Source organism: Sapientia aquatica (assembly GCF_004358105.1).
In the GTDB taxonomy this organism is placed as follows: domain Bacteria; phylum Pseudomonadota; class Gammaproteobacteria; order Burkholderiales; family Burkholderiaceae_D; genus Solimicrobium; species Solimicrobium aquaticum.
The window spans coordinates 560,461-587,354 of record NZ_SMYL01000002.1; the positions used below are offsets into that span (position 1 = coordinate 560,461).

At 48.8% G+C, this 26,894-nt stretch carries 22 protein-coding genes and 2 tRNA genes; 13 read left to right on the forward strand and 11 right to left on the reverse strand.

What is annotated here, in order from left to right; all coding sequences use genetic code 11:
- Positions 1–3: 3 nt before the first annotated feature.
- From E2I14_RS06625 to E2I14_RS06650, 6 genes are all read left to right on the forward strand, one after another.
- A complete protein-coding gene (locus tag E2I14_RS06625; RefSeq protein ID WP_133326659.1) occupies positions 4–2,139 on the forward strand; it encodes a xanthine dehydrogenase family protein molybdopterin-binding subunit in 2,136 nt (711 codons plus the stop codon).
- Positions 2,140–2,324: 185 nt separating this feature from the next.
- Positions 2,325–2,741: a putative quinol monooxygenase gene (locus E2I14_RS06630; protein ID WP_227544620.1), complete on the forward strand. Its 417-nt coding sequence runs from the start codon at positions 2,325–2,327 to the stop codon at positions 2,739–2,741.
- 61 nt (positions 2,742–2,802) lie between these two features.
- Positions 2,803–3,435 (forward strand): dihydrofolate reductase family protein, encoded by a 633-nt coding sequence (locus tag E2I14_RS06635; RefSeq protein WP_133326661.1) that lies wholly within the window; start codon positions 2,803–2,805, stop codon positions 3,433–3,435.
- A 234-nt stretch (positions 3,436–3,669) separates the two neighbouring features.
- Positions 3,670–3,981, forward strand: coding sequence for a hypothetical protein (locus E2I14_RS06640; RefSeq protein ID WP_133326663.1), 312 nt, complete (start codon positions 3,670–3,672; stop codon positions 3,979–3,981).
- Positions 3,982–4,000: 19 nt separating this feature from the next.
- The gene (locus tag E2I14_RS06645; RefSeq protein WP_165967771.1) at positions 4,001–4,597 is read left to right on the forward strand and encodes a hypothetical protein; all 597 of its coding nucleotides are present in this window, start codon (positions 4,001–4,003) and stop codon (positions 4,595–4,597) included.
- A 265-nt stretch (positions 4,598–4,862) separates the two neighbouring features.
- Positions 4,863–5,978 carry an acyltransferase family protein gene (locus E2I14_RS06650; RefSeq protein ID WP_133326667.1) on the forward strand — a complete coding sequence of 372 codons (1,116 nt, stop codon included), beginning with the start codon at positions 4,863–4,865 and terminating at the stop codon, positions 5,976–5,978.
- Positions 5,979–6,156: 178 nt separating this feature from the next.
- Here E2I14_RS06650 and E2I14_RS06655 read toward each other — a convergent pair whose 3' ends face one another.
- The 7 genes from E2I14_RS06655 to E2I14_RS06685 form a co-directional block, all read right to left on the reverse strand.
- The gene (locus E2I14_RS06655; RefSeq protein WP_165967772.1) at positions 6,157–6,696 is read right to left on the reverse strand and encodes a Spy/CpxP family protein refolding chaperone; all 540 of its coding nucleotides are present in this window, start codon (positions 6,694–6,696) and stop codon (positions 6,157–6,159) included.
- Positions 6,697–6,900: 204 nt separating this feature from the next.
- Positions 6,901–8,130, reverse strand: a complete 1,230-nt coding sequence (locus E2I14_RS06660) for an argininosuccinate synthase (protein ID WP_133326671.1) — start codon at positions 8,128–8,130, stop codon at positions 6,901–6,903.
- A 63-nt stretch (positions 8,131–8,193) separates the two neighbouring features.
- Entirely contained in the window at positions 8,194–9,108 is a 915-nt protein-coding gene (argF, locus tag E2I14_RS06665; protein ID WP_133326673.1) for an ornithine carbamoyltransferase, read from the reverse strand.
- Between the two features lie 367 nt (positions 9,109–9,475).
- Positions 9,476–10,099: a YitT family protein gene (locus tag E2I14_RS06670; RefSeq protein WP_133326675.1), complete on the reverse strand. Its 624-nt coding sequence runs from the start codon at positions 10,097–10,099 to the stop codon at positions 9,476–9,478.
- Between the two features lie 171 nt (positions 10,100–10,270).
- Entirely contained in the window at positions 10,271–11,167 is an 897-nt protein-coding gene (gene rsgA, locus E2I14_RS06675; protein ID WP_133326677.1) for a ribosome small subunit-dependent GTPase A, read from the reverse strand.
- Positions 11,167–11,517 (reverse strand): 4a-hydroxytetrahydrobiopterin dehydratase, encoded by a 351-nt coding sequence (locus E2I14_RS06680; protein WP_133326679.1) that lies wholly within the window; start codon positions 11,515–11,517, stop codon positions 11,167–11,169. The genes rsgA and E2I14_RS06680 overlap by 1 nt, the downstream gene beginning before the upstream one ends.
- Positions 11,510–12,814, reverse strand: coding sequence for a M48 family metallopeptidase (locus E2I14_RS06685; RefSeq protein WP_133326681.1), 1,305 nt, complete (start codon positions 12,812–12,814; stop codon positions 11,510–11,512). The genes E2I14_RS06680 and E2I14_RS06685 overlap by 8 nt, the downstream gene beginning before the upstream one ends.
- Before the next feature lie 187 nt (positions 12,815–13,001).
- Here E2I14_RS06685 and orn point away from each other — a divergent pair, with 187 nt between their 5' ends.
- A complete protein-coding gene (gene orn / locus E2I14_RS06690; RefSeq protein WP_133326683.1) occupies positions 13,002–13,583 on the forward strand; it encodes an oligoribonuclease in 582 nt (193 codons plus the stop codon).
- Positions 13,584–13,668: 85 nt separating this feature from the next.
- On the opposite strand, the gene E2I14_RS06695 is transcribed toward orn, so the two are convergent.
- On the reverse strand, positions 13,669–14,367 hold the full coding sequence (locus E2I14_RS06695) for a UPF0149 family protein (RefSeq protein WP_133326685.1): 699 nt from the start codon (positions 14,365–14,367) through the stop codon (positions 13,669–13,671).
- A 141-nt stretch (positions 14,368–14,508) separates the two neighbouring features.
- On the opposite strand from E2I14_RS06695, the gene rpiA reads away from it, so the two are divergent.
- A complete protein-coding gene (gene rpiA, locus E2I14_RS06700; protein ID WP_133326687.1) occupies positions 14,509–15,180 on the forward strand; it encodes a ribose-5-phosphate isomerase RpiA in 672 nt (223 codons plus the stop codon).
- A gap of 89 nt (positions 15,181–15,269) precedes the next feature.
- On the opposite strand, the gene E2I14_RS06705 is transcribed toward rpiA, so the two are convergent.
- A complete protein-coding gene (locus E2I14_RS06705) occupies positions 15,270–15,542 on the reverse strand; it encodes an oxidative damage protection protein (protein ID WP_133326689.1) in 273 nt (90 codons plus the stop codon).
- Positions 15,543–15,553: 11 nt separating this feature from the next.
- The gene (argA, locus tag E2I14_RS06710) at positions 15,554–16,864 is read right to left on the reverse strand and encodes an amino-acid N-acetyltransferase (RefSeq protein ID WP_133326691.1); all 1,311 of its coding nucleotides are present in this window, start codon (positions 16,862–16,864) and stop codon (positions 15,554–15,556) included.
- 82 nt (positions 16,865–16,946) lie between these two features.
- On the opposite strand from argA, the gene hrpA reads away from it, so the two are divergent.
- A complete protein-coding gene (hrpA, locus tag E2I14_RS06715) occupies positions 16,947–20,882 on the forward strand; it encodes an ATP-dependent RNA helicase HrpA (RefSeq protein ID WP_133326693.1) in 3,936 nt (1,311 codons plus the stop codon).
- A 113-nt stretch (positions 20,883–20,995) separates the two neighbouring features.
- On the opposite strand, the gene E2I14_RS06720 is transcribed toward hrpA, so the two are convergent.
- Positions 20,996–23,047 carry a M13 family metallopeptidase gene (locus E2I14_RS06720; RefSeq protein WP_165967773.1) on the reverse strand — a complete coding sequence of 684 codons (2,052 nt, stop codon included), beginning with the start codon at positions 23,045–23,047 and terminating at the stop codon, positions 20,996–20,998.
- A gap of 279 nt (positions 23,048–23,326) precedes the next feature.
- Here E2I14_RS06720 and E2I14_RS06725 point away from each other — a divergent pair.
- From E2I14_RS06725 to E2I14_RS06740, 4 genes are all read left to right on the forward strand, one after another.
- Positions 23,327–23,403: transfer RNA gene (locus tag E2I14_RS06725), tRNA-Pro, on the forward strand.
- A gap of 202 nt (positions 23,404–23,605) precedes the next feature.
- Positions 23,606–24,811 (forward strand): 3-oxoadipyl-CoA thiolase, encoded by a 1,206-nt coding sequence (locus tag E2I14_RS06730; RefSeq protein ID WP_133326697.1) that lies wholly within the window; start codon positions 23,606–23,608, stop codon positions 24,809–24,811.
- A gap of 119 nt (positions 24,812–24,930) precedes the next feature.
- Positions 24,931–25,007, forward strand: a tRNA-Pro gene (locus tag E2I14_RS06735).
- A gap of 452 nt (positions 25,008–25,459) precedes the next feature.
- The gene (locus E2I14_RS06740) at positions 25,460–26,887 is read left to right on the forward strand and encodes a hypothetical protein (protein ID WP_133326699.1); all 1,428 of its coding nucleotides are present in this window, start codon (positions 25,460–25,462) and stop codon (positions 26,885–26,887) included.
- The last annotated feature ends 7 nt before the right edge of the window (positions 26,888–26,894 follow it).

The following is a 26,894-nucleotide window of genomic DNA, read 5'->3' on the forward strand; positions in this document are numbered from 1 at the left end:
GCCATGACCCTTTCACGTAGAGAATTTATTAAGACCTCGGTCGCCGCAGGCAGCGGCTTGATGCTAGGCGTATTTGTGCCAGGCTCGGTGGTTGAAGCGCAGGCAGCTGCTGCAGCCGCAACCACCTATTCACCGAACGCGTGGGTGCGTATCGGCGACGACAATACCATCACCTTGATTTGCGCCCGTTCCGAAATGGGGCAAGGCGTCTACACCTCAATACCGATGTTGATTGCCGAAGAACTGCATGTTGACCTGAAAAAAATCAAAGTAGAAATCGCACCGCCCAACGCGGTCTACGTCAACGCGCTGCTCGGTGCACAAATCACCGGCGGATCGACTTCAGTGCGCGACGGTTGGGAAAAACTTCGGATTGGCGGAGCGCAAGTGCGGATGATGTTGATTTCGGCAGCCGCCGCTAAGTGGGGCGTCGATGCGGACAAATGCCGCGCCGAACACGGTGTGGTTATTGGGCCGAGCGGCAAGAAAGCCACCTACGGTCAACTGGCCGAGGCCGCTTCCAAGTTGCCCGTACCCAAAGAGGTCGTTCTAAAGGATCAGAAAGCCTTTACCATCGTCGGCAAAGCAACCAAACGACTCGATACGCCGAGCAAAGTTAATGGTAAGGCGGAGTACGGCATCGACGTAAAGCTGCCCGGAATGGTGTACGCATCACTGGAGCAGTGTCCCGTCATCGGTGGCACGGTAAAGAGTTTCGATGCAAGCAAAGCCAAAGCGATGCCAGGTGTCATCGATGTGGTACAAATTAGCGATGGCGTAGCCGTCGTGGCCGACAGTTATTGGCGTGCTAAAAAGGCGCGTGAAGTACTGACCGTCGAATGGGATGAAGGCAGTGTTGCCATGCTCGACAATGCGGTCATGATGGAAGGCATTCGCAATGCGGCAGCAACCGAAAAAACCATCAACATCAAAAAAACCGGCGACGCAGCCGCGGCATTGGGAACTGCCGCCAAGGCGCTCAAGGCCGAATACGAATTGCCCTTGCTCGCCCATGCGACCTTGGAGCCGATGAATTTCACCGCGGACTACAAGAACGGCAAGTGTTTATTAATCGGCCCAACCCAATTCCAGCAAGGTGCTCAAGGTGTGGTCGCAGCAGCACTCGGCATCAAGCCCGAGGACATCACACTCAAAACGACTTTTTTGGGTGGCGGCTTTGGACGTCGGTTAGAGCTAGACTTTATTTCGCAAGCCGCGCAGATTTCGAAAGCGGTTGGCAAGCCAGTTAAATTGCTGTGGAGCCGTGAAGACGATATGACGCACGACTTTTATCGTCCGATGGCGCTCACTCGCATGTCGGGAGGTTTGGAAGCGGGCGGCAAGCCCGTTGCGCTGACCTTTCAGATGACATCGCAATCGGTTACCCAGCGCGCATTTGGACTGCCGAAGGACACTCTTGATCCCTTTATGGCCGAAGCCGCCGTGGTGCCATACGCTATTCCGAACATGACCCAAGACATGGTGATTCATGATGCCGGATTGCGGGTAGGTTATTGGCGCTCAGTTAGCCATGCATTAAATGCGTTCCCGAACGAATCGTTCATCGACGAGATGGCGGCAGCGGCAGGAAAAGATCCGTATGAATTCCGCCTGAGTATGCTGGACAAGCAACCGCGCTTCGTCAATGTGTTGAAGCTAGCAGCGGAAAAAGCCGGCTGGGGCAAGCCCGCGCCAAATGGACATACCCGAGGAATCGCTTTGATGGAAGGCTACGACACCTACATGGCGCAAGTGGCAGAGATTTCCGTTAAAGACGGTCACATCACCGTGCACCGCGTCGTGGTGGCGGTGGATCCGGGGCAGATGATTAATCCGGACACGGTCGAAGCGCAAATTCAGTCCAGCGTTGTATTCGGATTGTCGGCTGCTCTGACTGGCAATATCACGTTGACCAAGGGCCGCGTTCAGCAAACCAATTTCAATAACTACCCAGTTCTGCGGATGTATGAAATTCCTAAGATCGACGTGGTATTGGTCACCAGCACCGAAAAACCGGGCGGTATCGGCGAACCCGCAACCGCGTTAATCGGCCCAGCGGTCGCCAATGCCTTGTTCGCAGCAACCGGCAAGCGCGTGCGCAAGTTACCGCTTTCGGCAGACAATATCCGCAACGCTTAACGCTGTATTGAATCCCGTTTTTTGCCAGATCATTCGGCAAGAAACGGGAATCGATTTTGTCATCTCACCAAGCAGTTTCGCGCACCTCATGCGACCGAGATGGCACTAGCCCCAAATTCTCCCGCACATTTCCAACGCAGTCATCTTCAAGCGAAATTGTGCGATCAATCGATAAGCAAAAAACGATGAAAATCACTCGCCGCGAATTTGTTGCAATGACTGGAGCCTCAATGCTAGGCGCGGCCTGCCCAGCGTATTCGTCTAGCGAAGAAGCGGTAATTACTCCAACCAAGGAAACAACTGCGATGTACGGATTAATCGGAAAAATCAAAACGCTACCCGGTCAACGTGACGCCCTAATTTCAATCTTGATTGCTGGCGTAAGCGGCATGCCCGGTTGCCTGAGCTACGTGGTCGCGCAAGATTCAACGGACGCCAACGCAATTTGGATAACCGAAGTCTGGGAAAGCAAAGAAAGTCATAAAGCTTCCCTAACATTACCCTCGGTTCAACAAGCGATTTCAAAAGGCCGCCCGCTGATGGCAGGCTTTGGCGAGCGATTTGAAACTATTCCCGTGGGCGGGCAGGGAATTCACGTTTAGCAATTGCCGTTGTATCGAATTCGATTAGCCGATATTGAGTGTCACCTACAAGGATAAAATCATGAGTAAAGTATTCGTCAATATTGGCCTTAGTCTAGATGGCTTTATGGCCCCAGATGGCATGACGATGAATAATCCCGCGTATAAAAACTGGGGTGCAAAGTGGGGCGCGATGATGTCATGGCTGTTCAAACAACAATACTTCCGCGAGAACGTCCTCAAGCTCGGTCAAGGTGGAGAAACCGGTCCGGTCAACGACTTAGTGCGAAGCACAGTAGAACGTATCGGTGCCAACATCATGGGTAAGCGAATGTTCGACCAAGGTGAGGCTGTTTGGCCAGAAGATGCGCCGTTTCACACGCCAGTATATGTGCTAACCAATGTCAAACGTGAACCTTGGGTGCGCCCAGGAGGAACGACTTTTTACTTCATCAATGAAGGCCCAGAGCGCGCATTGGAATTAGCGCGGGAATCCGCCGGTAGCCGAGATATTCGCATCGCGGGCGGCGCAGACGTCATTCAGCAGTACCTCAATCTTGGGGCGGTCGATGAATTGGAGATCGCCTTAGCACCAGTGCTGCTAGGCAGTGGTCGCCGACTGTTTGAGAATCTGCGGGAACCAAGTCCCCAGTTTCGAATAGACAAAGTCCTAGAAGGCGCAAACGCCACCCATTTGCGCTATGTCCGTCAGTAAGAGAGACTGAATTTTCATACCCAATCGGCTCAACGCAGCAATGGCTCGTTGCGGCGAGGTTTCGTCAATTCTCTAGATCACAACGGTATATTCAAAATGCCCTAAATAGGGCATTGCTAATTTTGATGTAGGTCGGTAGGCTGCGATGCAATGTTCGCAGTTTGGTGATTTGTGTTTGTCTTAAAGCGGCACAATGCAGTCATACTATTGCTACCCCAATTTAATGGTAATTGAATGAATATTGAATACGTTTCGGCATTTGAAATTGGAGAAGACAATAGCCTCTGGATTATCATGAAAGACGTGGGTAGGTCAGAATTTCAATATGTTTACCGCGTTGGTGAAGGTGTTTATTGGCACTCACAAAAAAATGGCTTTCATTATGATCCAAAGGGTGATGTGAACTTAGCGAAATGGTTCAAACACATGATAGAGATGATTCAATCTGAATTTGGTTTAGTGATGCGATCGAGCGAGAGTTTGGACTGGAAGAATGTTCCTCTGGATATGCAACCTGAAGTACTCAAAAAATTAAACGACAAGTGACGGCAGACATATGCTAAAAATGAAAAAAAATTTAGCTCAATATTTGCCGCTCTTTAATTTAAATTGGCTTTGTGTCTGTGGCCTACAATTACTAATAATTTTTTCATTAGCTGGATGTTTGCCGAACAAGACTACATCATGGCGTGAAGAGGTCAAATTATCTAATGACCAAATTATTACCGCTGAATGCTCAATTGAGTCTGAGCATGTCTATAACGGAAATAACATCGGTTGGCTTTTTTTGCGGGAGCGGATTAAAGCGGTATTGCCGCCTTCGGGCAGAGTCGTCATGTGGGAGGGAAGTCTTGCCCCGCTGGCGATCGATGTAGCCAAAGATGGTGGTATCTATTTAGTTGCTACAGCTCAGTCGGTTCGAGGACAGTTAGAATATTCAACAGACTTTTATGTTGCATTCAAATATAACAAAGACGGTTTTTGGGCGCGAATACCGATAGACACGGTTCCTCTGGAAATCAAACCAAATATGCTCCTTGCGCTTCCGGATGATTTTTCTAAAAATGATTCAAAACTACAGGTAATTAATTTGAAAACAAAAGAAGAACTGAATTCCGACCCAAGGCTCGCTCAAGCCTATAAAGGTTGGGCGCATAAATAGTTCGCCTAATCTTGTTAGTGAATGGCAGGAATGTAGAGCCTCGACTGTCTCCAAAGGGCACAAAGCAAGCACTAACAGATTTAGATAAAAACAAACTACAAATTCAACCCGCACCGATCAGCCAATAAAAATACAAATACAAGCCAGATACAAAGCAGCCAGATTCCTAGCCTTAATGATTGCGCCTTTTAATCAAACTACGCAGTAAGCAGTTTTGGCAGCAAAGAATGTTCCCTAAACCGCAGCAAAAAATGGACTCATTATTATGACGAGCACGTTGACTAATCGTACCGATTTCCTTGACCGCATTCGTGTAGTTCTGACTGCTTTGGTTATCCTGCATCATACGGCAATTATGTTTGGTGGGTCGGGTGGGTGGTATTTTCGGATGGAGACGGATTCTAAGCTTGAGCGCATTTTGTTCACTTTATTCGCCTCGGTAAATCAAGCCTTTTTTATGGGTTTTTTCTTTTTGTTGGCGGGCTATTTCAGCGCTATGTCCTATGACAAAAAAGGTTCGATGCGCTTTATTTGGGATCGACTTCTGCGCCTTGGTTTGCCGATTTTGTTTTATGGATTTGTCTTGGGGCCATTTACACTTGCCTTGGCCAGAATCCACGACCATAAGCCTTTTTTTGATACATGGGCATCGCTGATTATCCTCCAGACTTTTCAAATCGGACCGCTTTGGTTTGCCGCCGCTTTGCTGTTCTTTAGCATGGTCTATTTACTCGTTCGCTTGGCGCTCGGCACGAGAAAGTTGACAGCCAATTTGGTGCCTACTCATCTTGTGCTATTGCTGGCGGCATTGATCACTGGCGCGGGCGCGTTTGCTTTGCGTTTATGGGTGCCTGTTGGACAAGAGCTGTGGCTGATGCAAATTGGCTATTTTTCTTCCTACATTGTTTTATTCGCTGGCGGCTGCGTCTTTGCGCGCTCTCGTTGGCTGGAACATATCGACGGCACTATGGCTAAGCGCTGGCTGCTGGTTTCCTTGCTGACGATTCCCTCATTGTTTATCTACGCAATACTGGCTGGCGCGTTCCAAGGTGCGCCGTTCGAAACGAATGGTGGATGGAGCTTGCCTACCTTGGCTTATGCATTTTGGGAGCCGTTTGTCGCTTGGGGAATAATTCTGAGCATGCTTTGGCGCTTCCGCGTTGCGCAAAACCCATCACCGCGCTGGCGCAATTGGGCACCGCGCGCTTTCGCCGCCTATATTATTCATCCGCCGGTTGTTGTGACGTTGGGATTGTTGTTGAGTGATTGGCCGATTCCGCATAGCGTGAAATTTTTAGTGGCTGGTAGTGCGGCGGTGGTGTTGAGCTTTGCGATTGCATGGCCAATTTTAGCGATACCTGGAATGCGGAGGATTTTGTAGGTGAAGCGTGCTTGAACTTGTGAAGTTAAGCGACCAATTGCTAGTTAAAAAGTAGCGGGCAAAATTGGCGGCGCTAAAATTGTTTCGACTTTAGCCAATAAAAAAACCGGAGCAATTGCTGCCCCGGTTTTTGTTTTTCAGCAGCTAATCAACTACGATTTGCTGCGTCATATCAGGACTATTTCGCTGGTGGTGGCGGAGCTTGATCCGATTTGTCACCCCAATGACCGCCGTGTCCCCAAGGGCCTTTGCCACCTTGACGGTGCTGTTCCATGCGAGCGACTTCTTTGTTCATGGTGGTTTGCTGTTCTGGTGTCAACACAGCATAAAACGTTTTTAATGCAGCTAAGCGGGCTTGTGCATGCTCAAGATGCTTTTGCTGCATCGCTATGTGTTTTTCCATGCGTTCAGGCGCGGATAATTTTTCGTAGTCAGCGCGGGATAATTTTTCTGGCGGTGCGGTTGGTGCTGGTGGGCGCATGCTGTCGGTGAAGGTTTTCCATGCGGGCTCTTGTGCTGCGGTGATTTTTAACGCGTCGTGCAATTTGGCTTCATGCTTGGCTTGGAATTCCGCCATTTTAGATTGACGACAATCTTGTTCGTTAGCTTGTCCTTTGCAGTTTTTCACTGAACGCTCTTGCGCTCCTGCGAGCAAGGTGGCGGATGCTAATGCAAGTGCCGCGCAGCCGATTAAAACGCGCTTTTTGATCATGTTCATAATTCCTCCAAGTGATGATGATTTCCAATTAACAGAGCAGGTCTGGCTCGTGCTAATGAGCATACTAGAGGGCTGATGTGTCAACAAAGTTTCGTCGCCGTTGGCTTTTGTATCGACGTGTATCGTTACCAAATTTAGCGCTGGAGTATAAAAAAGCCGCCCATGTCGATGACAGGAGCGGCTTTGGGTTGCAAGCAGCGTGGATTACTTGCGGCGTGCTTTGGCGTTGGCGGCGATACGCATACGCAATGCGTTGAGCTTGATGAAGCCGCCAGCGTCGGCTTGGTTATAGGCGCCGCCGTCTTCGTCAAAGGTGGCGATGTTCATGTCAAATAACGAATCTGTTTTGGAGTCGCGTGACATGGTGGTGACGTTGCCTTTGTATAGTTTCAAACGCACCCAGCCGTTGACGTTGAGTTGCGTGTGATCGATCAACGTTTGCAGCGCTAAACGCTCTGGCGCCCACCAGTAGCCGTTATAAATTAAGCTGGCGTAACGCGGCATTAAATCGTCTTTTAAATGCGCTACTTCGCGATCTAAAGTGATCGATTCAATCGCTCGGTGCGCACGTAACATGATGGTGCCGCCTGGCGTTTCGTAGCAGCCGCGGGACTTCATTCCAACGTAGCGGTTTTCGACTAAATCCAAACGACCAATACCGTGTTTGCCGCCCAGACGATTTAACTCGGTCAAGACGGTTGCTGGTGACATGCGCACACCATTCAATGCGACGATATCGCCTTTTTCAAATTCGACGTCTAAGAATTCTGGCTGGTCTGGTGCCGCCTCGGGGCTAACTGTCCAACGCCACATCGATTCTTCGGCTTCCGCGCTTGGGTTTTCTAAATGGCGACCTTCAAAGCTGATGTGCAATAAGTTGGCGTCCATCGAATACGGTGCGCCGCCATTTTTGTGTTTCATGTCAATTTCGATGCCAGCGTCTTGGGCGTATTGCAGTAATTTTTCACGCGACAATAAATCCCATTCGCGCCAAGGTGCGATGACTTTCACATTTGGCATTAAGGCATACGCGCCCAATTCAAAACGCACCTGGTCGTTACCTTTGCCGGTTGCGCCGTGCGAAATCGTATCCGCGCCGGTCGCTTTGGCGATATCGATTAAACGCTTGGCGATGAGAGGACGGGCGATTGACGTGCCGAGTAAATATTCACCTTCGTACACGGTATTGGCGCGGAACATCGGGAACACAAAGTCACGCACGAATTCTTCGCGCAAGTCGTCGATATAAATATTTTCTGGTTTGATGCCGAACTTGAGCGCCTTTTGACGCGCTGGCTCTAACTCTTCACCTTGGCCTAAATCGGCGGTGAATGTCACGATTTCGCATTGGTAATTGTCTTGCAGCCATTTCAAAATAACGGAAGTATCAAGACCGCCGGAATACGCTAAAACTACTTTTTTAATATCGCTCATAGGTTTCTCACTAAAGGGAAAATGTTGGTTGTTCTGTCGTTCGATAAAAAGAAAAGGGGCGGCTTACGCCACGCGTCCAATGACTAAATATTCGAGTAAGGCTTTTTGAATGTGCAAACGGTTTTCGGCTTCGTCCCACACGACCGATTGCGGGCCGTCGATGACTTCAGCGGAGACTTCTTCGCCGCGATGTGCTGGCAAACAGTGCATGAATAAGGCGTCGGGTAGGGCGCGTGACATTTTGGCTTGATCGACTATCCAACCGTCAAATGCTTTTAAGCGCGCTTGATTTTCGGCCTCATAACCCATGCTAGTCCACACGTCGGTATTGACCAATGAAACGCCTTCGCACGCATCGCTTGGATTATCAAACAGCGTGTAATTGGTTTGTTCTTTGGGGACGCGCGACAGATCAACTTCATAGCCTTTGGGCGTTGAAATATTGAGATGGAAATCAAAAATTTGTGCGGCTTGCAACCACGAATACAGCATATTGTTGGCGTCGCCGACCCAAGCGACTTTCTTGCCTGCGATAGAGCCGCGATGTTCAATGTAGGTAAATACATCGGCAAATACTTGGCAAGGATGATGTTCGTTGGTCAGCCCGTTAATGACCGGTACGCGCGAATGCGCGGCAAAGCGTTCAATAATGTCTTGGCCAAAGGTACGAATCATAATGATGTCGCACATGCGCGACATCACTTGTCCTGCATCCTCAACCGGTTCGCCGCGGCCTAGTTGGCTATCGCGTGTGTTGAGGTAAATCGCCGCGCCGCCGAGTTGGTGCATGCCGGCTTCAAACGACAAGCGAGTGCGAGTGGAATTTTTTTCAAACACCATGACTAAGGTTCGGTCTAATAACGGATGGTAGATTTGGTACTCTTTGAATTTGCGTTTAATAATGCGCGCACGTTCCATCACGTAATTAAATTCGTCTAAGGTAAAGTCAGCTAACTGCAGGAAGTGTTTGATTGCCATAATTGAATAAGCACCGCTAGGCGATATTTCCCATTAGGTAAAACAATGTGTTTGCTAGTTCGCCGAAATGAATTGCGATTGAGCTGAGCTGGCAGCTAAATTATCCGAGGCGAAGTGACAGATCAGTATTGAATTGACTAGGAATTGATGCAGCCGAGTTGTGCTGTGTAGTTGTCAGAATCGGCATTGATTATAGGGGATTATTGGAGCTCACGCCCTAACTTGACGGTGAAAATTTCGCATTCATCGGAAATTTTCTGCTAATTTCAAATTAAATTTTGGTAAAAATTACTATTTCTTGATAAAAGTCGGTTTGCTTTATTCGCTGCGCAGAATTCGTTAAATCCAATTTGGATGAAATAATGTATTAAATGGCAATGTAACGTTCGGGGTGATGATTAATTGCGAGCGTCATATTCAACGCCACCGCCCCAAGAATCGATAACGCGAGCGAGGTTGCAGACAGCAGAGGAATCGAAAGCAACAAAATCAATCCATCAATTCCCAATTGCACCAGGCCGGCCCGAACGCCAAAACGTTCTTGCAGAAATAGCACCAAAATATTGATTCCGCCTAAGCTCGATTTGTGGCGGAATAAAATCAGCAATCCAACTCCCATCAAGAGCCCACCAATCACCGCCGCATACAATGGATTTAATCCATCGAGTCGTAACACCAACGGCATCATTTCTGACCAGCCCGCCAGCAGCAACACTGCGCAGAACGTTTTGAGGGTAAATTTCCAGCCCATTTTTTTGATGGAAAGCGCATAGAACGGCAAATTCAAGACAAAAAATAACCGACCAAAACTAATCCCGCTGGCGTAATGCAGCAAGAACGACAATCCAACTGTGCCGCCTGTTACCAAGCCCGCCTTGCCATAAATGGCGACACCTAAGGCAACGATGAGCGTGCCAGTAACTATGGCGAGCGCGTCTTCGAATAGGCTGTGGCGCGCGATTGGTGGTGCAAGTAGTTGAGAGTTATTCATCTGGCGGAGCGATTAAAACTGCTGGCGAATCGATACGGAAATGCCAGAGCAAATTGGTTTGGGTAAGTTTGGCGCAAGAATACACCTGACGAACTCATTCGAAAATGAGCTACATCAAGCTCAGTGTGAAATAGGTGAGAGTGGCGCGATTGAGAAGATCGCGCTGGTGATTTATTTATAACCCAAGGTCTGTGCCGCTTCGTGTACCAGTTGCTCGTACATTTCATGCCGCATTTTGGTAATGTCACCGGATGCTACCGCCGCCAAAACCGCGCAGCCTGGCTCGGTGTGATGGTGGCAGTTATAGAATTTGCAGTGGCCCAAATGCGGGCGGAATTCGGGGAAAGCGCGTTCCAACATCCCCTCGGTCAAATGATGCAAGCCAAATTCTTGGAAGCCGGGCGAATCAATAATGATGCTGTTGGCATTGAGATGATACGAGCGCACAAAGGTGGTGGTGTGCTTGCCGGTATCCAGCGCGGCGGAAATCTCACGGGTGGCGATTTCGGCGTCAGGAATGAGCAAATTGATGAGCGACGATTTTCCCATGCCCGATTGGCCGATCAAAATCGTCGATTGACCTTCTAGCAGCGGCATTAAGGTTGCTAGCGTTTGTTCTGGATTGGTTTTAGCCGACACCAAATGGACTGGATAACCCATTGCTTGGTAAGTCTCTAAGCGGCGTTTGGCATGCGGCAGCAAATCGAGCACGTCAATTTTATTGAGCACCAAATGCGGCTTGATGCCGCCAGCTTCGGCGGCGACCAAGGCGCGTGAGATTAAATCGTCCGAAAACCCGGGTTCGGTTGCGACAACAATAAACAATTGGGTGAGATTAGCGGCCAATAATTTAGAGCGATATTGATCGGAACGGTACAACAAGGTTTTGCGTTCGGTAATCGCTTCAATCACGCCTTGGTTTTTTGACGTCAGTTTGTATTCCACCACGTCGCCGACTGCCACATCACTTTTTTTGCCGCGCGTGACGCAATTGAATAATACCGAATCCGCTTCGACTAAATAATGGCGCCCATGGGCTGCCATGACGGTGCCAAATAATTTAGTCATCAAGAAAACGACTGCTGATAAATAGCATCGACTTTGGCCGCGCAAATAAAGTCGTTGACCGATAAGCCACCTTTGCCGCCATTGACACTGTGCGTGTCGAATTTAATCAGGCATTGGTTGTAGGTCAGTGTGATTTCAGGATGATGATCGTCAGCGTGGATGACGTAGGCAATCGCATTCATGAAGGCTAACGTTTCGTAATAATTTTTGAACTGGTATTTTTTGACGATGCGCGGGCCAGCCAATTCCCAACCCGGGACAGCAGCTAAATAAGCGTTTAATTCGGAATCGGCTAGAGCGGTTTCAGTGTGCTGGCATTTGCGAGCCAATAAATCTGCGGTACTAGGCATGTTGTTGTGTTCCAGAGTTAATTGAAAGTGATAACTGTTGTTTTAAATGTGCGATCCGCACGGACGCCGAGGGATGGCTGTCATAAAACGTTGAGTGCAACGGATCAGGCGTTAAGGTTGAGGCGTTGTCGTCGTACATTTTTACCAGCGCCGAAACGAGGTCGTTGGCGTTGGTGTGATGCGCGGCAAATTCGTCGGCTTCAAACTCGTGTTTGCGCGAACTGATGGCGCTAATCGGTGAGAAGAAAAAAGTAAACAACGGCAACGTCAGCATAAATAATAACAAGGCCATGGCGTCGTTACTGCTGCCATTGCCGATGATGATTGGCTCAACGCCCAAGCCGGTGTAGAACCAAATTTGCTGTTTGAGATAGCCGAGCAAGGCTAAAAAACCGAGCGACAAAATAAAGATTAAAGCGATGCGTTTGATGATGTGCTTTTTCTTAAAGTGACCTAATTCATGCGCTAGCACGGCTTCGATTTCTTGCGGCGCTAAACGCTCGATGAGCGTATCAAAAAACACGATGCGTTTTGATGCGCCAAAGCCGGAGAAATAAGCATTGCCGTGCGCGCTGCGTTTGGAGCCATCCATGATGAACAAGCCTTTGGATGCAAAGCCAGTGCGCTGCATCAAGCCTTCGATTCGGTTTTTTAAACTATCGTCTTCGAGCGGTTTAAATTTGTTAAATAGTGGCGCGATAAAAGTCGGGTAAAGTACCATCATCAATAATTGAAATCCGCTCCAGACCAACCACGCATACAGCCACCATAAATCGCCCGCACTGCCCATCAACTTTAGGACGATCCAGCATAACGGCAAACCGATTACGGCACCGATAAGAGTGTTTTTAATCATGTCAGTAAAATACAGTCGCACCGACATTTTGTTAAAGCCGAATTTTTCTTCCAGCACAAACTGGCGGTAATAATCGAGCGGCAAATCGATGAGACTAGTAATTACAGTGAAGCTCACTAATAAGCCGATTTGATAGCTCATTCCGACTCCCAAAAGTGGGATTAGATGCGCGGAGAGCCATTGCAAGCCGCCGAATAAGGTCAGCGCCAGTAAAACGGCTGCGCCCATGAACAGATCGATCAAACCTAATTTGGCTTTGGCAACGGTGTAATCGGCCGCTTTTTGATGCGATTCAAGCGTGATTTTTTCAGCGAATTGGGGTGGAACAGCGTTGCGGTGTTGTTGTACGTGACGAATTTGGCGCGAGGCTAACCAGAAGCGGCAACCTAAGCTCAAACTCAAGAAAACGATAAACAATACTGAAAATGCAAATGAATCCATGCTGCTCCTGTGAGAAAATAGCGGACTATTAATTGAATTGAACCCATACCGAAATCAACTCCATCGACTAAACTAGTTAAATTCGATGGGAACCTGAGTGGCTAAGATCATAGCGATCCTTAACTCGGCTCGGTATCAATGAATACTTTATAAAATTGAAATTGCGCCAGCGCGCCAAGGAATAATTATGTCACAAGAGAGTATTTTACCCGCAACTCCTCCAGCCAAGCCGAATGAATTTAATCTGGTTTGGGTCGATATGGAAATGACCGGACTTGATCCCGATAACGATCGCATCATCGAAGTTGCCGTGTTAGTGACCGATATGGAACTCAATATTTTGGCTGAAGGCCCAGTGTTTGCCATTCACCAAAGCGATGAAACCTTGGACAAAATGGATAACTGGAACAAAGGTACGCATGGCCGCTCTGGTTTAATTGACCGTGTCAAAGCCTCAACAGTGACCGAAGCCGAAGCAGAAAAGCAGTTGATCGCCTTCCTCAAACAATACGTCCCAGCCGGTAAATCGCCCATGTGCGGCAATTCCATCTGCCAAGACCGCCGCTTTATGGTGCGCGGCATGCCTAAGCTGGAGGAGTTTTTCCACTATCGCAATCTGGATGTATCGACCTTAAAAGAATTGTGCCGCCGCTGGAAACCCGATTTGATTAAAGGCTTTAAAAAGCATCAAAAACATACCGCAATGGCCGATATCATTGAATCGGTAGAAGAATTGCGCTACTACCGCGAACATTTCATCGTGCCTTAATTCCGATAAAGTCCAAACAAAAAGCCGCCACATTGTTGAGATGTGGCGGCTTTTTTGTGAACTCTAAATGCGCTTTGGGGCGCTATTAATGCACTGTTGGACCGGCTCCGCAGCAGTTTTTGTATTTCTTGCCGCTGCCGCAATTGCAAATGTCGTTGCGGCCTTGCTTCGGCGCGTCGCGTTTGACGGTGCCAACGCCAGAAGTACGCAGTGGTAACCAGTATTGGTGAATATGTGGAATTGCCGCTTCGACTTCGATTGATAACTTATGGCATTTGCTTGGTTCATCGACTAATTTTGTCTCTTCTTCGGTGATTTCATCCGCACCGAGTAAATAGATTGGGCGCAATAAAGGCTCAAGTGAAGTGGATTTAATCGCTTCCCACGCATCGGCGCGCAATTGCATGCCTTCCCAAAAGCCCCAAGCCCACGCTTCGCCATCGATGATTTCTTTGCCGTCCAAGTCATAAACGCAGAACAGCGGTTCAAATTCTTTCGGTGCGACTTCAAAGGTAATCATTACTTCGTTAGAAAAGCGTGCGATCAGATTAATGATGCGTTCGGCTTGTTTGTCCGAGGTGAACTTAGGCTGCTCGTCGTCTTCAAGTCCCCACACATTCGGTAGCCATTCTGACAAAGGAATGAACTCAGGCCCGATGGCAATGGCGGTTAAATAGCCGTGCAACGCGTCCATCGTCATGCCTTCGTCACCGACGGCATCGGACATTAAAAAGTTATCAAGTTCGTCAAATTCTTTATCTGAGAGCGGCTGGTCTAAATGCATAAGGCACCTTATAGGAAGAAGTTGGCGGAAAATACGGCAGTGTATCGCTTAAGCGTTATTTTGTCTGGATCAATTTGTGTAGATCAACCCGCGCGCAACCAGTAAAATAGCGCCATTATTGAACTGCAACAGGATACTGCAATGACCCAAGATGAATTGAAACAAGCCGTCGCTCGCGCCGCAATTGAATATGTCGTACCTGGACAAATCGTCGGCGTAGGCACCGGCTCCACCGCCAATTTTTTCATCGATGAGCTGGCGAAAATCAAGGACACCATTACCGGCACAGTAGCCTCATCCGAAGCCACCGCAGCGCGCTTACGTTCGCATGGAATTAAAGTATTTGATTTAAATGATGTGATTTCGATGCCGGTATATATTGATGGCGCGGATGAAATTGACGCCAACGGTGCGATGATTAAAGGCGGCGGCGCAGCCTTAACGCGCGAGAAAATCGTGGCATCGGTAGCAGAGAAATTCGTCTGCATCGCTGACGGCTCCAAACTGGTCAAAGTATTGGGCAAATTCCCGTTGCCAGTCGAAGTCATCCCGATGGCGCAAGCAGCCGTTGCACGTCAATTGAATCTATTAGGCGGCGAAGCTAAATTGCGCTTAAAGGACGGTCATCCTTTAATTACTGATAACGGCAACATGATTTTGGATGTGCACGGCATGCAAATCGCCAATCCGGTGGCGATGGAAGCGTTGATGAACAATATTGTCGGTGTAGTGACAGTTGGCTTATTTGCTAAGCAGGGCGCCAATGTTTGTCTGTTGGGGATGGAAGATGGAGTAAAGACGTTGACGTTTTAAACGTGCTAAACCCAGCTAAATTTTGCTGAATAAAAAAACCGCTCATCGTTAAAGATAGAGCGGTTTTTTTATTGAGTGTAGCTAACTACTTATTCAGTCGGCGGTACATAACCGGTGGCGGCATCCGCGCCATCGCCGAAGAAATGTTTTTCCATTTGCGTGGCTAAATATTTGCGGGCGCGCACGTCAGCGAGATTTAAGCGATTTTCGTTGACCAACATGGTTTGGTGTTTTAACCACGCTGCCCATGCTTCTTTGCTCACGGTTTCATAAATCTTTTTGCCCAATTCACCCGGGTAAGGTGGAAAGTCTAAGCCTTCGGCTTCTTTGTTTAATTTAATACATTGAATCATGCGACTCATGGTGACTCCAGTTACAGTTGTTTAATGAGGACGATGGACTTACGCTGCCAGTTATACATGCGTTGTCTATCTTTGGGTAAATCATCTACCGTTGCCATGACGAAGCCGCGTTTTAGGAACCAATGCGCGGTGCGGGTAGTTAATACAAATAATTTGGAGAATCCGGCGCGGCGGGCGCGTTTTTCCATGTGTTTCAAAATACGCTCGCCATCGCCTTGGCTTTGTACGTCCGGATTGACCGTTAAGCAAGCCATCTCAGCCATGCCTTCGGCGGGGAAGGGATACAGCGCCGCGCAACCGAAAATAACATTGTCATGCTCAATGACCGAGAAGTAATTGATCTCGCGCTCGATCAATTCGCGGCCCCGTTTGACTAATGTTCCATCGGCTTCGAGCGGCTCAATCAATTCAATAATACCGCCGATATCATCAATCGTTGCTTCACGCAGGCTTTCCAGATTTTCGTAGGTAATCATCGTGCCTACGCCATCGTGGGTAAATAATTCTAGCAGCGCCGAACCATCCAATTTAAACGGCACGATGTGCACCCGCGGAACGCCAGCGTTGGTGGCTTTGATGCCGTGCTCTAAATAATAGGCGCCGTCGGCGGGCAAATAATTGGCGGCGATTTCGGCCTTGGCTTGTTGCGATGAAAGCTCGCGCATCTCATCGCCATCTTTATCGCACAACATCGGCGTTTCGGTAATGAAGATCAGTTTGTCAGCATTGAGCGCCGTGGCTGCTGAGACTGCGACATCTTCCATCGTGACGTTAAATGCTTCGCCAGTTGGTGAGAATCCGAGCGGCGACAGCAGCACCAAGTTACCAGTATCTAAAATGCGATGGATGGTTTCGGAAGCGATTTTACGGGTCATACCGGTCAGACCGTAATCGATACCGTTCACAATCCCGATCGGCCGGGCGGTGACGAAATTGCCTGAAATAATGCGGATTTCAGAATGCGCCATTGGCGTATTTGGCAGACCTTGGCTAAATGCCGCTTCAATGTCCAAGCGCAATTCACCGGCGGCTTCTTTTGAGCATTCAAGCGCTGCGGTATCGGTAATGCGGATGCCATTATGGAAACGGCCTTCGACGTTACGCAAGGCGAGTTGCTCAGCAACCTGCGGGCGCGACCCGTGCACGATCACGATTTTGATACCGAGCGCGTGCAGCAACGATAAATCTTCCGCTAAAAAAGGTAAAACGCCAGCAACGACGAGCTCACCCGGGAAAGCGACCACGAAGGTTTTTCCGCGAAAGGCATGAATATAGGGTGCGACCGAGCGCAGCCATTGTACGAATTGTTCGGCATTTTCCATGTGCCGAATTATAAGTAGAATTTATCTATGCTGCATAGCGGAACTTAATACTGAGGCCAAAACAATTTATAATCCTGTCCCTATGACGACACCAGCTAAACCCGCGCATTCTGCCGCACCGCACAGTGCAGGCAAGCCCAAACATCCCGCCCAGCGAGCACGACACCAGCAAAATTCCAAACCGGAAGCCAAGCCTGTGCCTTTCCGTAACCCTTTGCCAACGATTACCTTTCCCGAGGAATTGCCCGTTTCTGGCAAAAGGGAAGAGATCGCCAACGCGATTCGTGATCATCAAGTCATCATTTTGTGCGGCGAAACGGGTTCAGGAAAAACCACGCAGTTGCCGAAAATTTGCTTGGAGCTCGGACGCGGCACCGCTGGTTTAATCGGTCACACTCAACCGCGCCGCATCGCCGCATCGTCTACCGCGAAACGCTTGGCGCAAGAACTGGGTTCAGACTTGGGTGTGCATGTCGGTTTTAAAGTGCGATTCACCGATACATTGTCCAAAGGCGCGTCGATCAAATTGATGACGGACGGGATTCTGCTGGCCGAAACTCAGGGCGATCCCTTATTAAAACAATACGACACCATCATCATCGATGAGGCGCATGAGCGCAGCTTAAATATTGATTTCTTGCTCGGTTACCTAAAACAGTTATTACCGAAGCGCCCTGATTTAAAAGTCATCATCACATCCGCCACGATCGACGCGAACCGATTCGCGCAACATTTTGGCACGCCAGACAAGCCAGCGCCGGTACTAGAAGTATCGGGCCGACTTTATCCGGTCGAAGTGCGCTATCGCCCAGTGCAAGAAGGCGAAAAGGATAAAGAGCGCGATCTGATGACTGCCATTACCGATGCGGTCGATGAACTGTGTCGCTTGGGTTCGGGCGATGTGTTGGTGTTTTTACCGGGCGAGCGAGAAATCCGCGACGCGGCGGAAGCCCTGCGCAAGCACCATCCCGCGCACGTCGAAATATTACCTTTGTTCGCACGACTGTCCGCACAGGAACAAGACCGCGTATTCCGCAGCACCAACGCGCGACGCATTGTTTTGGCGACCAACGTGGCCGAAACGTCGTTGACTGTTCCGGGTATCCGGTTTGTCGTCGATACCGGCTTAGCGCGGGTCAAGCGCTACAGCTACCGCAATAAAGTCGAGCAATTGCAAGTTGAAGCGATTGCGCAATCGGCGGCCAATCAACGTGCTGGTCGATGCGGTCGGGTTGCCGCAGGCGTGTGCATTCGTTTATACGAAGAACACGACTTCAAAGCGCGCCTACCTTTCACTGAACCAGAGATTTTGCGCTCGTCCTTGGCCGCCGTTATTTTACGCATGCGTTCGCTGCATTTAACCGATGTAGAGCGTTTCCCCTTTATCGAAGCGCCACAAGGTCGTGCCATTGCCGATGGCTATCAATTGCTGCAAGAACTCGGTGCGTTGGATGAAGAAAATAAACTCACGCCGCTGGGGATTAAATTAGCTAAGCTGCCGCTAGACCCGCGCATTGGGCGCATGATTTTGGCGGCATCTGAGCAGCAAAGTTTGTCAGAAGTGTTAATTATCGCGGCGGCTCTATCGGTGCAAGACCCGCGCGATCGTCCGATGGAAGCGCAAGCGGCAGCGGATTTGGCGCATAAAAAATTCGCGGACGACAAATCCGAATTTGTCAGTTATTTAAAAATATGGACATGGTTTGAAGAAGCGATTTTGCATAAAAAATCCAATCGCTTGTTACAGCAAAATTGCCGCGATAATTTTCTGTCCCAGATGCGCTTACGCGAATGGCGTGAAGTCCATTCCCAGCTATTAACAATCGTTAAGGAGCAAGGTTGGCGTCTCAACGAAGCGCCAGCGACTTATGAACAATTGCATACCGCGCTGCTAACCGGCTTGTTGGGTAATTTAGGCTTTAAAGGCGATGAATCGACGCAGTACCTCGGCGCGCGCGGCATTAAATTTAATATCTGGCCCGGTTCGCAATTAGTTAAAAAAGCGGGACGTTGGATTATGGCAGCGGAACTGGTCGATACCAGCCGTTTGTATGCGCGCTGCATCGCGCAAATTCAACCGGAATGGTTGGAGAAAATCGGCGCGCATTTACTGAAGAAAAATGTCAGTGAACCGCGTTGGGAAAAGCGTGCCAATCAAGTTTCCGCCTTTGAACGCGCCACACTGTATGGCTTGGTTGTGTATAGCCAACGTCGTATCCAATACGGATTAACTCATCCTACCGAAGCGCGTGAGATTTTTATTCGTGATGCCTTGGTGGCGGGCGAATTTGATACCCGCGCACCATTCTTCGCACACAACCAGCAACTGCTGCGCGAGATTGAAAATTTAGAGCATAAATCGCGTCGGGTCGATGTGTTGGTGGATGATAGTTTGATTTATGCGTTTTACGATCAGCACATTCCGCAAGGGATTTTTAATGGCATTACCTTCGAGAAGTGGCATAAAGAAGCGACTCAAAAAAATTCGAAATTATTGTATTTAAAGCGCGATGATTTAATGCGCCATGAAGCGGCGGGCGTGACCACCGACGTATTCCCGAAAAAAATTGCACAGGCCGGAACCGAGCTGCAGCTCAGCTACCATTTTGAGCCAGGTAGCCCGCGTGATGGCGTGACCATGACGGTGCCGCTGTTTGCATTAAACCAAATTTCTATTGAGCGCTGCGATTGGCTGGTTCCCGGTATGTTGAAGGAAAAGGTGCAATTGCTGCTCAAATCATTGCCCCAAAAAATCCGCCGTCATTGTGTGCCAATCCCTGATTACGCCGCTGGTTTTTGCGAACGTACCGAATTCGGCGTGGGGAATTTTTTAGATGTATTGATCGCTGATATACGCGAGCAAACTGGTATTCAAACCAAATCGTCGGATTTTAAATTTGAAACTATTCCCGCTCATTTGGTGATGAATTTTAAGATTGTGGATGAACATAATCGGCAGTTGGAAATGGGGCGCAATCTTGCCAGCTTGCGCGTTGAGTTGGGTGCTAGTGCGCGTGAGAGTTTTCAGAAGTTGGTGCAGGAAAAACAATCCGGCGCGGACTCGGTCAATAAGTTGGTCTCTAGCGGTTTGGTTGCCAATCAATCTGTTCCTAACAAGCAAAGCGCTCAAGCAGTTAAGTCTGTTTCTAACCAAAGCAGCAATCAAGGTGCAATTCAAAGCGAAAATATTACCGCGTGGACGTTCGGGGAATTGCCTGAACTGTTAGAAATCGCGCAAGGTAAGCAAACCTTAATTGGTTATCCAGCCTTGGTCGATAAAGGCAGTAGCTGCCAGATTCAAGTATTTGATGATCCTGATGTTGCGGCCAAAACGCATCGCACTGGCTTGATGCGTTTGTTTGCGTTGCAGCTAAAAGAACAGTCGAAATTTTTAGAAAAAAATATTCCCAATTTGCAGCAAATGGGAATGCAATTTATGAGTTTGGGTTCGCAAGAAGAATTGCGTAGCCAAATTATTGAATTGGCTTTTGATCGCGCATTTTTGCAGCAGCCTTTACCTAAAAATGCCGATGAATTTAATCAGCGCAAAGAGCAGGGCAGGCCAAGATTGAATTTATTGGCCAATGAGATTGCTCGTTTGGTTGGAATTATTTTGGCCGAGCATTTTAGTTTGCCGAAAAAATTACAAGGCAGCAAATCGCCCGCCACATCTGATATGCAAGCGCAATTGCAGGCTTTGTTGACTAAGCGCTTTATCTTGGAAACGCCCTACACGCAGTTGACTCATTTCCCGCGTTATCTGAAAGCGATTTCGGTACGTTTGGAAAAAATGCGCGGCGATCCGGCGCGTGATGCCAAGTTAATGCAGGAGTGGAATGAGGCGGCTTCTGGTTGGCAGCGCACGACCGCGCAGGCCAAGACCAGCGATCCTAAGTTGCAGGAATACCGTTGGATGTTGGAGGAATTGCGCGTGTCCTTGTTTGCTCAGGAACTGAAAACACCGATGCCGGTGTCGGCTAAGCGTTTGCAAAAAGTCTGGGATAGTATGCAGCGCTGATTTAGCTTGGCGTTAATTACTATTGAGGGTTCCCCAAGGCGGACGCTGCCATGAAATAAAAAAGGCGTATTTCTTTAGAAAATACGCCTTTTTCTTTACCAGCTAAAAATCAATTACCAAATCAAAACTCGCTTCTCGATGGGACGCAACGGCGAGGTCGATGCAGGGCAGCTAAATGCCGCCGTGAACTCTGGCATATTCGCAATCGGAGCCAACACGCGCGCATAGTCGGGCGCATGTGGATCGGTCGCTAATTGCAAGCGCAGTTGCTCTGGTCGGGCCAAGGAGCGGAAGCTTTGCGCGTTGGCGATAAAGAAGCGCTGTTCTTGCGTGAATCCGTCGATCAACTCGGGTTGCGGTTGCGCTTTTACGGCGGTTCTTAACGCTTGCAGTGCAATCTTCATGCCGCCCAAATCGGCGATGTTTTCACCGGCGGTGAGTTTGCCGTTGATGTGCAATTGGTCGATAGGGTTGAATTCATCGAATTGCTTTTCAATCGCGGCAGCGCGTTTGATGAAGTTCTTTTCATCGTCCTTAGTCCACCAGCTTTTCAGATTGCCGTCGGCATCAAATTGGCGACCTTCGTCGTCAAATGCGTGCGTCATTTCATGTCCGATGGTCGCGCCGGTGTTGCCGTAGTTGGCGGCTAAGTCAGCTTTTAAATGATAGAGCGGCGGTTGCAAAATCCCAGCCGGGAACACGATTTCGTTCATGGTGGGGTTGTAATAGGCGTTGACAGTTGGCGCAGTCATGCCCCATTCGTTGCGGTCGATGGGTTTGCCTAGCTTGGCGATCATGCGCTTAAATTCAAATTCATTGGCGCGCATATTGTTGTTGGCGTATGAAGTCGTATCAATGACCAAACTGCTGTAATCGCGCCAATGATCGGGGTAGCCAATTTTGACGTTGATGGCATCAAGCTTTTTGATTGCTTGCTGCTTGGTCGCGTCGCTCATCCAATCCAATTTGAGTATGCTGTCGTGCATCGCGACTTTGATGTTGTTGACCATATCGAGCACACCGGCTTTGGCTTCTGGGCTGAAGAATTTAGCGACATACAATTCGCCCATGGCATCGCCCACGCTGCGGTCAATATTACCCAACACGCGCTTCCAACGTGGACTAAGTTCTTTAGTGCCTTGCAGAGTGCGACCATAAAATTCAAAGTTGGCATTGACAAACGCCGACGATAAATCGCGCGCTGTTGCGTGGGCTAGATTCCAGCGCAAATAAGTTTGCCAGTCGGCTAGGCTGACGGTGGATAGCATGCGTCCAGCTTCAGCGAAGAATTTGGGTTGAGCGACGTTGATGTCGCCAGGCTGTGCTAAGCCGAGTTGATTGAAGTAATTAGCCCAATCGGTGTGCGGATCGATTTTGCCCAAGCCTTTGAGATCCATTAAGTGGTATGAGGCTTGCGGATCGCGTAGCTCAATTTTGCTCATCGAAGCGCGGGCTAAGCGCGTTTCGATTTTTAAAACGGTGGCCGCGTTATGTTTGGCAACATCCGGTGCGTCGCCTAATAGGCCGAAAATAGTTTCTAAATGGGTGACGTATTTAGCGCGAATTTCTCGTGTTTTGGCATCGCTCTTTAAATAGTAATCGCGGTCCGGCAAACCTAATCCGCCTTGCGTGAGTTGAGTGATATAGCGCAGCGTGTTTTTGGCATCTTGATCAATATAGAAGCCGAACAGCGGGCCAGCTCCGGTTTTGTGTTGTTGGGCGATGACGCTGATCAGATCGGAGCGCTGCTTGATGGCGGCGATTTGCTCTAAGCCTTGGGCTAAAGGTTTTATGCCAGCGGCTTCAATACCGGCTTCGTCCATGCCGCTTAAAAAATAAGCGCCGACTATTTTTTCAGCCGGCGAGCTCGTTGGATTACGGTTGGCGACGTTTTTCGCTGCTTCTTCCGCGATGGCTTTTAGTGCTGTTAAATTGCGTTCAGTCACTTCATCGTAAGCGCTGTAACGTGAGCGATCTGCTGGAATAGGATTGTCCTTAATCCACTGACCGTTTGAGAATTCAAAAAAATCGCTACACGCATCGACCGAGCGATTCATCGTTTGTGGCTCGATCACAAAGCCGTTGGTGATTGTTGCGGCAGCGCTGTCTGCGTGCGAGCTGGATGCAGCAAAGCACATGAGGACGGCGACAAGTCCGCGTCTCATTGGATTTTTTTTTAACATGGTGGTCTCTTTATAAGATGAAGGTAGTGCTTATTTTTTAGGCGATTGGATAGGCTGCTGGTCAGCGGTGCGTTAAAAAAACTTGTCACTAAACGTTTGGTTTTAGAAATATATCGTACCGGCAACGATTTTAGGTTCGTGTTTGTTTTGTTGTCAATGCGCTTTATTGGGACAGCTTTTATATAAGTGATCGCGATTTCTCGCAAAATACCTAGAAACTGATTGACGCTTGCCGCATGGAAAAGTATAATCTTGCTTCTTCGGAGTGTAGCGCAGCCCGGTAGCGCACCTGGTTTGGGACCAGGGGGTCCAAGGTTCGAATCCTTGTACTCCGACCAGCATTAGATTAAAAAGACTGTCTTGAAAATAGACGGTCTTTTTTTTCGTCTCGTCGTTTTTCAGCGCATTATTGTGTCCTGTAAAGCAAATCAAGTTCACATTCAGTGCGCCGCGCATTGTGGATGTCGGCTATTATTTTTCATTATCTTTTTTGGTCGCTCAAGCCACAATAGCGCTTCAAAACCTAACCGAGAAATCAAGATGAAACAGGCTTACCTCTACGATGGATTGCGTACTCCGTTTGGACGTTATGGCGGAACGCTGTCTAGTGTTCGACCGGATGATCTGGTTGCTGGCCTCGCGCAAACGTTGCTGGCGCGCGCGGGGTTGGACGGCAGCCAAATCGACGATTTGATTTTAGGTTGCGCCAATCAATCTGGCGAAGATTCGCGCAATGTGGCGCGCCATGTTGTGTTAGCCGCGGGATTGCCGGTCTCGGTTGCTGGGCAAACGGTGAACCGTTTGTGCGGCAGTGGATTAGCGGCGGTGATTGACGCAGCGCGCGCGATTAAGCTCAACGAAGGTAATTTGTTGTTAGCCGGTGGTGTGGAGAGCATGAGTCGCGCTCCGTTTGTGATGGCGAAGGCGACACAAGCGTTTGGGCGCGACGCGCAAATGTTTGATAGCACTATCGGTTCACGCTTTCCCAATCCTGCTATCGTGGCGCGCTTTGGCGATCCTACGATGGCGCAAACGGCTGATAATTTGGCGCAGGATTTCGCAATCTCGCGCGACCAATCCGATCATTTTGCCGCAACGTCGCAAGCGAAATATAACGCCGCATTGAAAGCCGATTTTTTTGCCGATGAAATTTCAGCGGTAACGATTTCTGCCAAAAGCGTCCATAAAAATAATGAGCAAGTGAGCCAAGACGAGCATCCACGTCCGGACAGCAATTTGGCTTCGCTTGCCAGATTAAAAGCGTTGAATACCAATGGCGTGGTTACTGCTGGAAATGCATCGGGCATTAATGATGGTGCTGCGTTGTTATTGCTCGGTGATGAGCAAAGCGCGTTATCGTTGCAACGTGCTCCATTAGCGCGGATATTATTGGCTGCGGTAGTCGGTGTTTTGCCGCGGGTAATGGGAATTGGTCCTGCGCTTGCAATTCCTAAAGCGTTGGAGCGAGCAGGTTTAGCGTTGTCGCAGATGGATGTGATTGAAATTAACGAAGCCTTCGCGCCGCAAGTCTTAGCGTGTTTAAAACAATTGAATTTGGCTGCGCACGATGAGCGGATTAATCCGAATGGTGGCGCCATCGCATTGGGTCATCCTTTGGGCGCATCGGGCGCACGTTTGGTGTTGACCGCCGCGCGCCAGTTGCAGCGGATTTCAGGTCGTTATGCGGTAGTGAGTTTGTGCATAGGAGTGGGGCAGGGGATCGCGTTGGTGATTGAGCGGGTTTAATTTGTCTAGGCGAAGTTATGTGCAAATAGCAACGTAATTACTGGTTTGTGGCTCAATAGTTGGGCTTTTGGTAGATAGTTATTGACGGAAATCGGGTTGGAATCTATAATTGCTGTCTTCGGAGTGTAGCGCAGCCCGGTAGCGCACCTGGTTTGGGACCAGGGGGTCCAAGGTTCGAATCCTTGTACTCCGACCAAATTTAAAAAAGATCGTCTTAATCAGACGGTCTTTTTTTTCGTCCATATTCCTCCGATTCTGCTGTTTTTTTGGCCCGAAAAGCAGCGCGAGTTTGCTTTGTGCAAAGTTCTATTTTTATCGTATTTAAAACCGACTGGTTTCAAATTTAACTAGCTTGGCCAGCAAACAGCCAATTTTTGAATTTGCCTCGAGATTCACTTTTATCATTTTGACGCTTAATTTTTGGCACAGGAGAAACTTTTCCTGCCTTATCGATTTTTCTTTCCATAAATTGAGCAAAATTGCTCGATCGCGGCTTGAGTAATCGTAAAACGCGCCCTAACCTAAATTTCATACTTCAAGCGTTCAGTGCCGCATATCACGCCATGCCGGTGCTGCGCCTGTTAAGTTTTTGAACATGAAATGGAAAATTTTGCTAACCGCGCGTGGCAAATTAATTAGGGGATATTTATGTGCAAAAAATCACCAGATTTTTCCTTTCGACTCAGTGTGATTGCTTTCGCAATGACGCAACTCTTTTCTGTTTCTGCCTTAGCGGCCGATCCCGGACAGGATCGAACAGCTGAGTTGGAAAAGAAACTAGAGCAAAGTTTGCAGCAAATCCAAGCCCTCTCAGCTCGCATTACGCAATTAGAAAACGCTTCCAAAACAACCTCGCCTGGTCAAGCCAATCCTACAGCGAATGTCACTCCAACCGCGGTACAAGAAAAACTAAGCGCCCAAGAACAGCGATTAGAAAAATTAGAGAAGTCGGTCGAGCAAGTCGCGAGCAGCGCAGCAGATCAGTCTTCTAACGACAGCAATATATTGGGAGTGCCGGTGCACGGTTTTATCGCACTCGGCTATGGTCATTTGCCCAATCCTCCTAATTTGCCCAATACCGTTAATTCCAAAAGCGGCTTCCAAATGGCCAACGTTGATTTCTATTTCGCGCCAAATTTTGGCGATCAGCTCAAAGCCATTATGGAGTTGAATTTGGAGTACACCGAACAGGGTGTGTTGACCTATGACCTAGAGCGCTTTGAGATTGGCTACACCTTTAATGACTTAGTCAATATTTGGGCCGGCCGCTTTCATACGCCTTATGGCGAATGGAATACGGCGTTTCACCACGGCCACTTTATTCAAACTTCGATTGATCGTCCACGTTTTGTGGCGTTTGAAGATCAGGGCGGTGTGATGCCTTCGCACACCATCGGTGTGATGGAATCGGGAACGGCGCGGGTCAATGGCGGTGATCGCGTTTCCTACGACTTTTTTGTTGGTAACGGTAGCCGAATTATTCCGGCTTCAGACGGTAATAACCTCGGTATCGCGCTCGGAAACCAATTGGAATTTAATCCGGTAGGCGACGACAACGGCAATACGGCATACGGCGGCAGAGTGAGCTACCAATTCAATAATACCTTCACGCTCGGTGCACACGGATTGTCCGAAGTGGTCGATACCTATGACGGTAACAACGTGCGGCTCAATAGCACTAAGTTAAACATGCTCGGTGCTTTCTATCTGTTGGAATGGAACGATTGGGAGTCCATCGGTGAATACTATCGCTTTAAGAACGACGATAAATTCGGCGCAAATGGAACCAACGGCACGCACAATAGTTGGGCTGCGTTTGCACAAGTGAGCTACACCTTTGGCAATATCTGGACGCCATATGCGCGGATCGAAAAAGCCGAACTGGATCAAACCGATAATTATTTCGCCAGCCTAGCGAGTGGTCGAACCTACACGCGCCAAGTGCTTGGTCTGCGCTGGGATTTCAACAAGGCTGCCGCACTTAAATTTGAAACGGATCGCACGCACGAACTAGAAATAGCAGCGCCGGACGAAAAATATAACCGTACTCGCGTTCAACTCGATGTGAAATTTTAAGGAGTAG

Excerpts from the sequence above, each read along its gene's own strand:
- E2I14_RS06625 (WP_133326659.1), top strand. The coding sequence starts at position 4 with ATGACCCTTTCACGTAGAGAATTTATTAAGACCTCGGTCGCCGCAGGC.
- E2I14_RS06630 (WP_227544620.1), top strand. The coding sequence starts at position 2,325 with ATGAAAATCACTCGCCGCGAATTTGTTGCAATGACTGGAGCCTCAATG.
- E2I14_RS06635 (WP_133326661.1), top strand. The coding sequence starts at position 2,803 with ATGAGTAAAGTATTCGTCAATATTGGCCTTAGTCTAGATGGCTTTATG.
- E2I14_RS06640 (WP_133326663.1), top strand. The coding sequence starts at position 3,670 with ATGAATATTGAATACGTTTCGGCATTTGAAATTGGAGAAGACAATAGC.
- E2I14_RS06645 (WP_165967771.1), top strand. The coding sequence starts at position 4,001 with ATGAAAAAAAATTTAGCTCAATATTTGCCGCTCTTTAATTTAAATTGG.
- E2I14_RS06650 (WP_133326667.1), top strand. The coding sequence starts at position 4,863 with ATGACGAGCACGTTGACTAATCGTACCGATTTCCTTGACCGCATTCGT.
- E2I14_RS06655 (WP_165967772.1), bottom strand. The coding sequence starts at position 6,696 with ATGAACATGATCAAAAAGCGCGTTTTAATCGGCTGCGCGGCACTTGCA.
- E2I14_RS06660 (WP_133326671.1), bottom strand. The coding sequence starts at position 8,130 with ATGAGCGATATTAAAAAAGTAGTTTTAGCGTATTCCGGCGGTCTTGAT.
- argF (WP_133326673.1), bottom strand. The coding sequence starts at position 9,108 with ATGGCAATCAAACACTTCCTGCAGTTAGCTGACTTTACCTTAGACGAA.
- E2I14_RS06670 (WP_133326675.1), bottom strand. The coding sequence starts at position 10,099 with ATGAATAACTCTCAACTACTTGCACCACCAATCGCGCGCCACAGCCTA.
- rsgA (WP_133326677.1), bottom strand. The coding sequence starts at position 11,167 with ATGACTAAATTATTTGGCACCGTCATGGCAGCCCATGGGCGCCATTAT.
- E2I14_RS06680 (WP_133326679.1), bottom strand. The coding sequence starts at position 11,517 with ATGCCTAGTACCGCAGATTTATTGGCTCGCAAATGCCAGCACACTGAA.
- E2I14_RS06685 (WP_133326681.1), bottom strand. The coding sequence starts at position 12,814 with ATGGATTCATTTGCATTTTCAGTATTGTTTATCGTTTTCTTGAGTTTG.
- orn (WP_133326683.1), top strand. The coding sequence starts at position 13,002 with ATGTCACAAGAGAGTATTTTACCCGCAACTCCTCCAGCCAAGCCGAAT.
- E2I14_RS06695 (WP_133326685.1), bottom strand. The coding sequence starts at position 14,367 with ATGCATTTAGACCAGCCGCTCTCAGATAAAGAATTTGACGAACTTGAT.
- rpiA (WP_133326687.1), top strand. The coding sequence starts at position 14,509 with ATGACCCAAGATGAATTGAAACAAGCCGTCGCTCGCGCCGCAATTGAA.
- E2I14_RS06705 (WP_133326689.1), bottom strand. The coding sequence starts at position 15,542 with ATGAGTCGCATGATTCAATGTATTAAATTAAACAAAGAAGCCGAAGGC.
- argA (WP_133326691.1), bottom strand. The coding sequence starts at position 16,864 with ATGGAAAATGCCGAACAATTCGTACAATGGCTGCGCTCGGTCGCACCC.
- hrpA (WP_133326693.1), top strand. The coding sequence starts at position 16,947 with ATGACGACACCAGCTAAACCCGCGCATTCTGCCGCACCGCACAGTGCA.
- E2I14_RS06720 (WP_165967773.1), bottom strand. The coding sequence starts at position 23,047 with ATGAGACGCGGACTTGTCGCCGTCCTCATGTGCTTTGCTGCATCCAGC.
- E2I14_RS06730 (WP_133326697.1), top strand. The coding sequence starts at position 23,606 with ATGAAACAGGCTTACCTCTACGATGGATTGCGTACTCCGTTTGGACGT.
- E2I14_RS06740 (WP_133326699.1), top strand. The coding sequence starts at position 25,460 with ATGTGCAAAAAATCACCAGATTTTTCCTTTCGACTCAGTGTGATTGCT.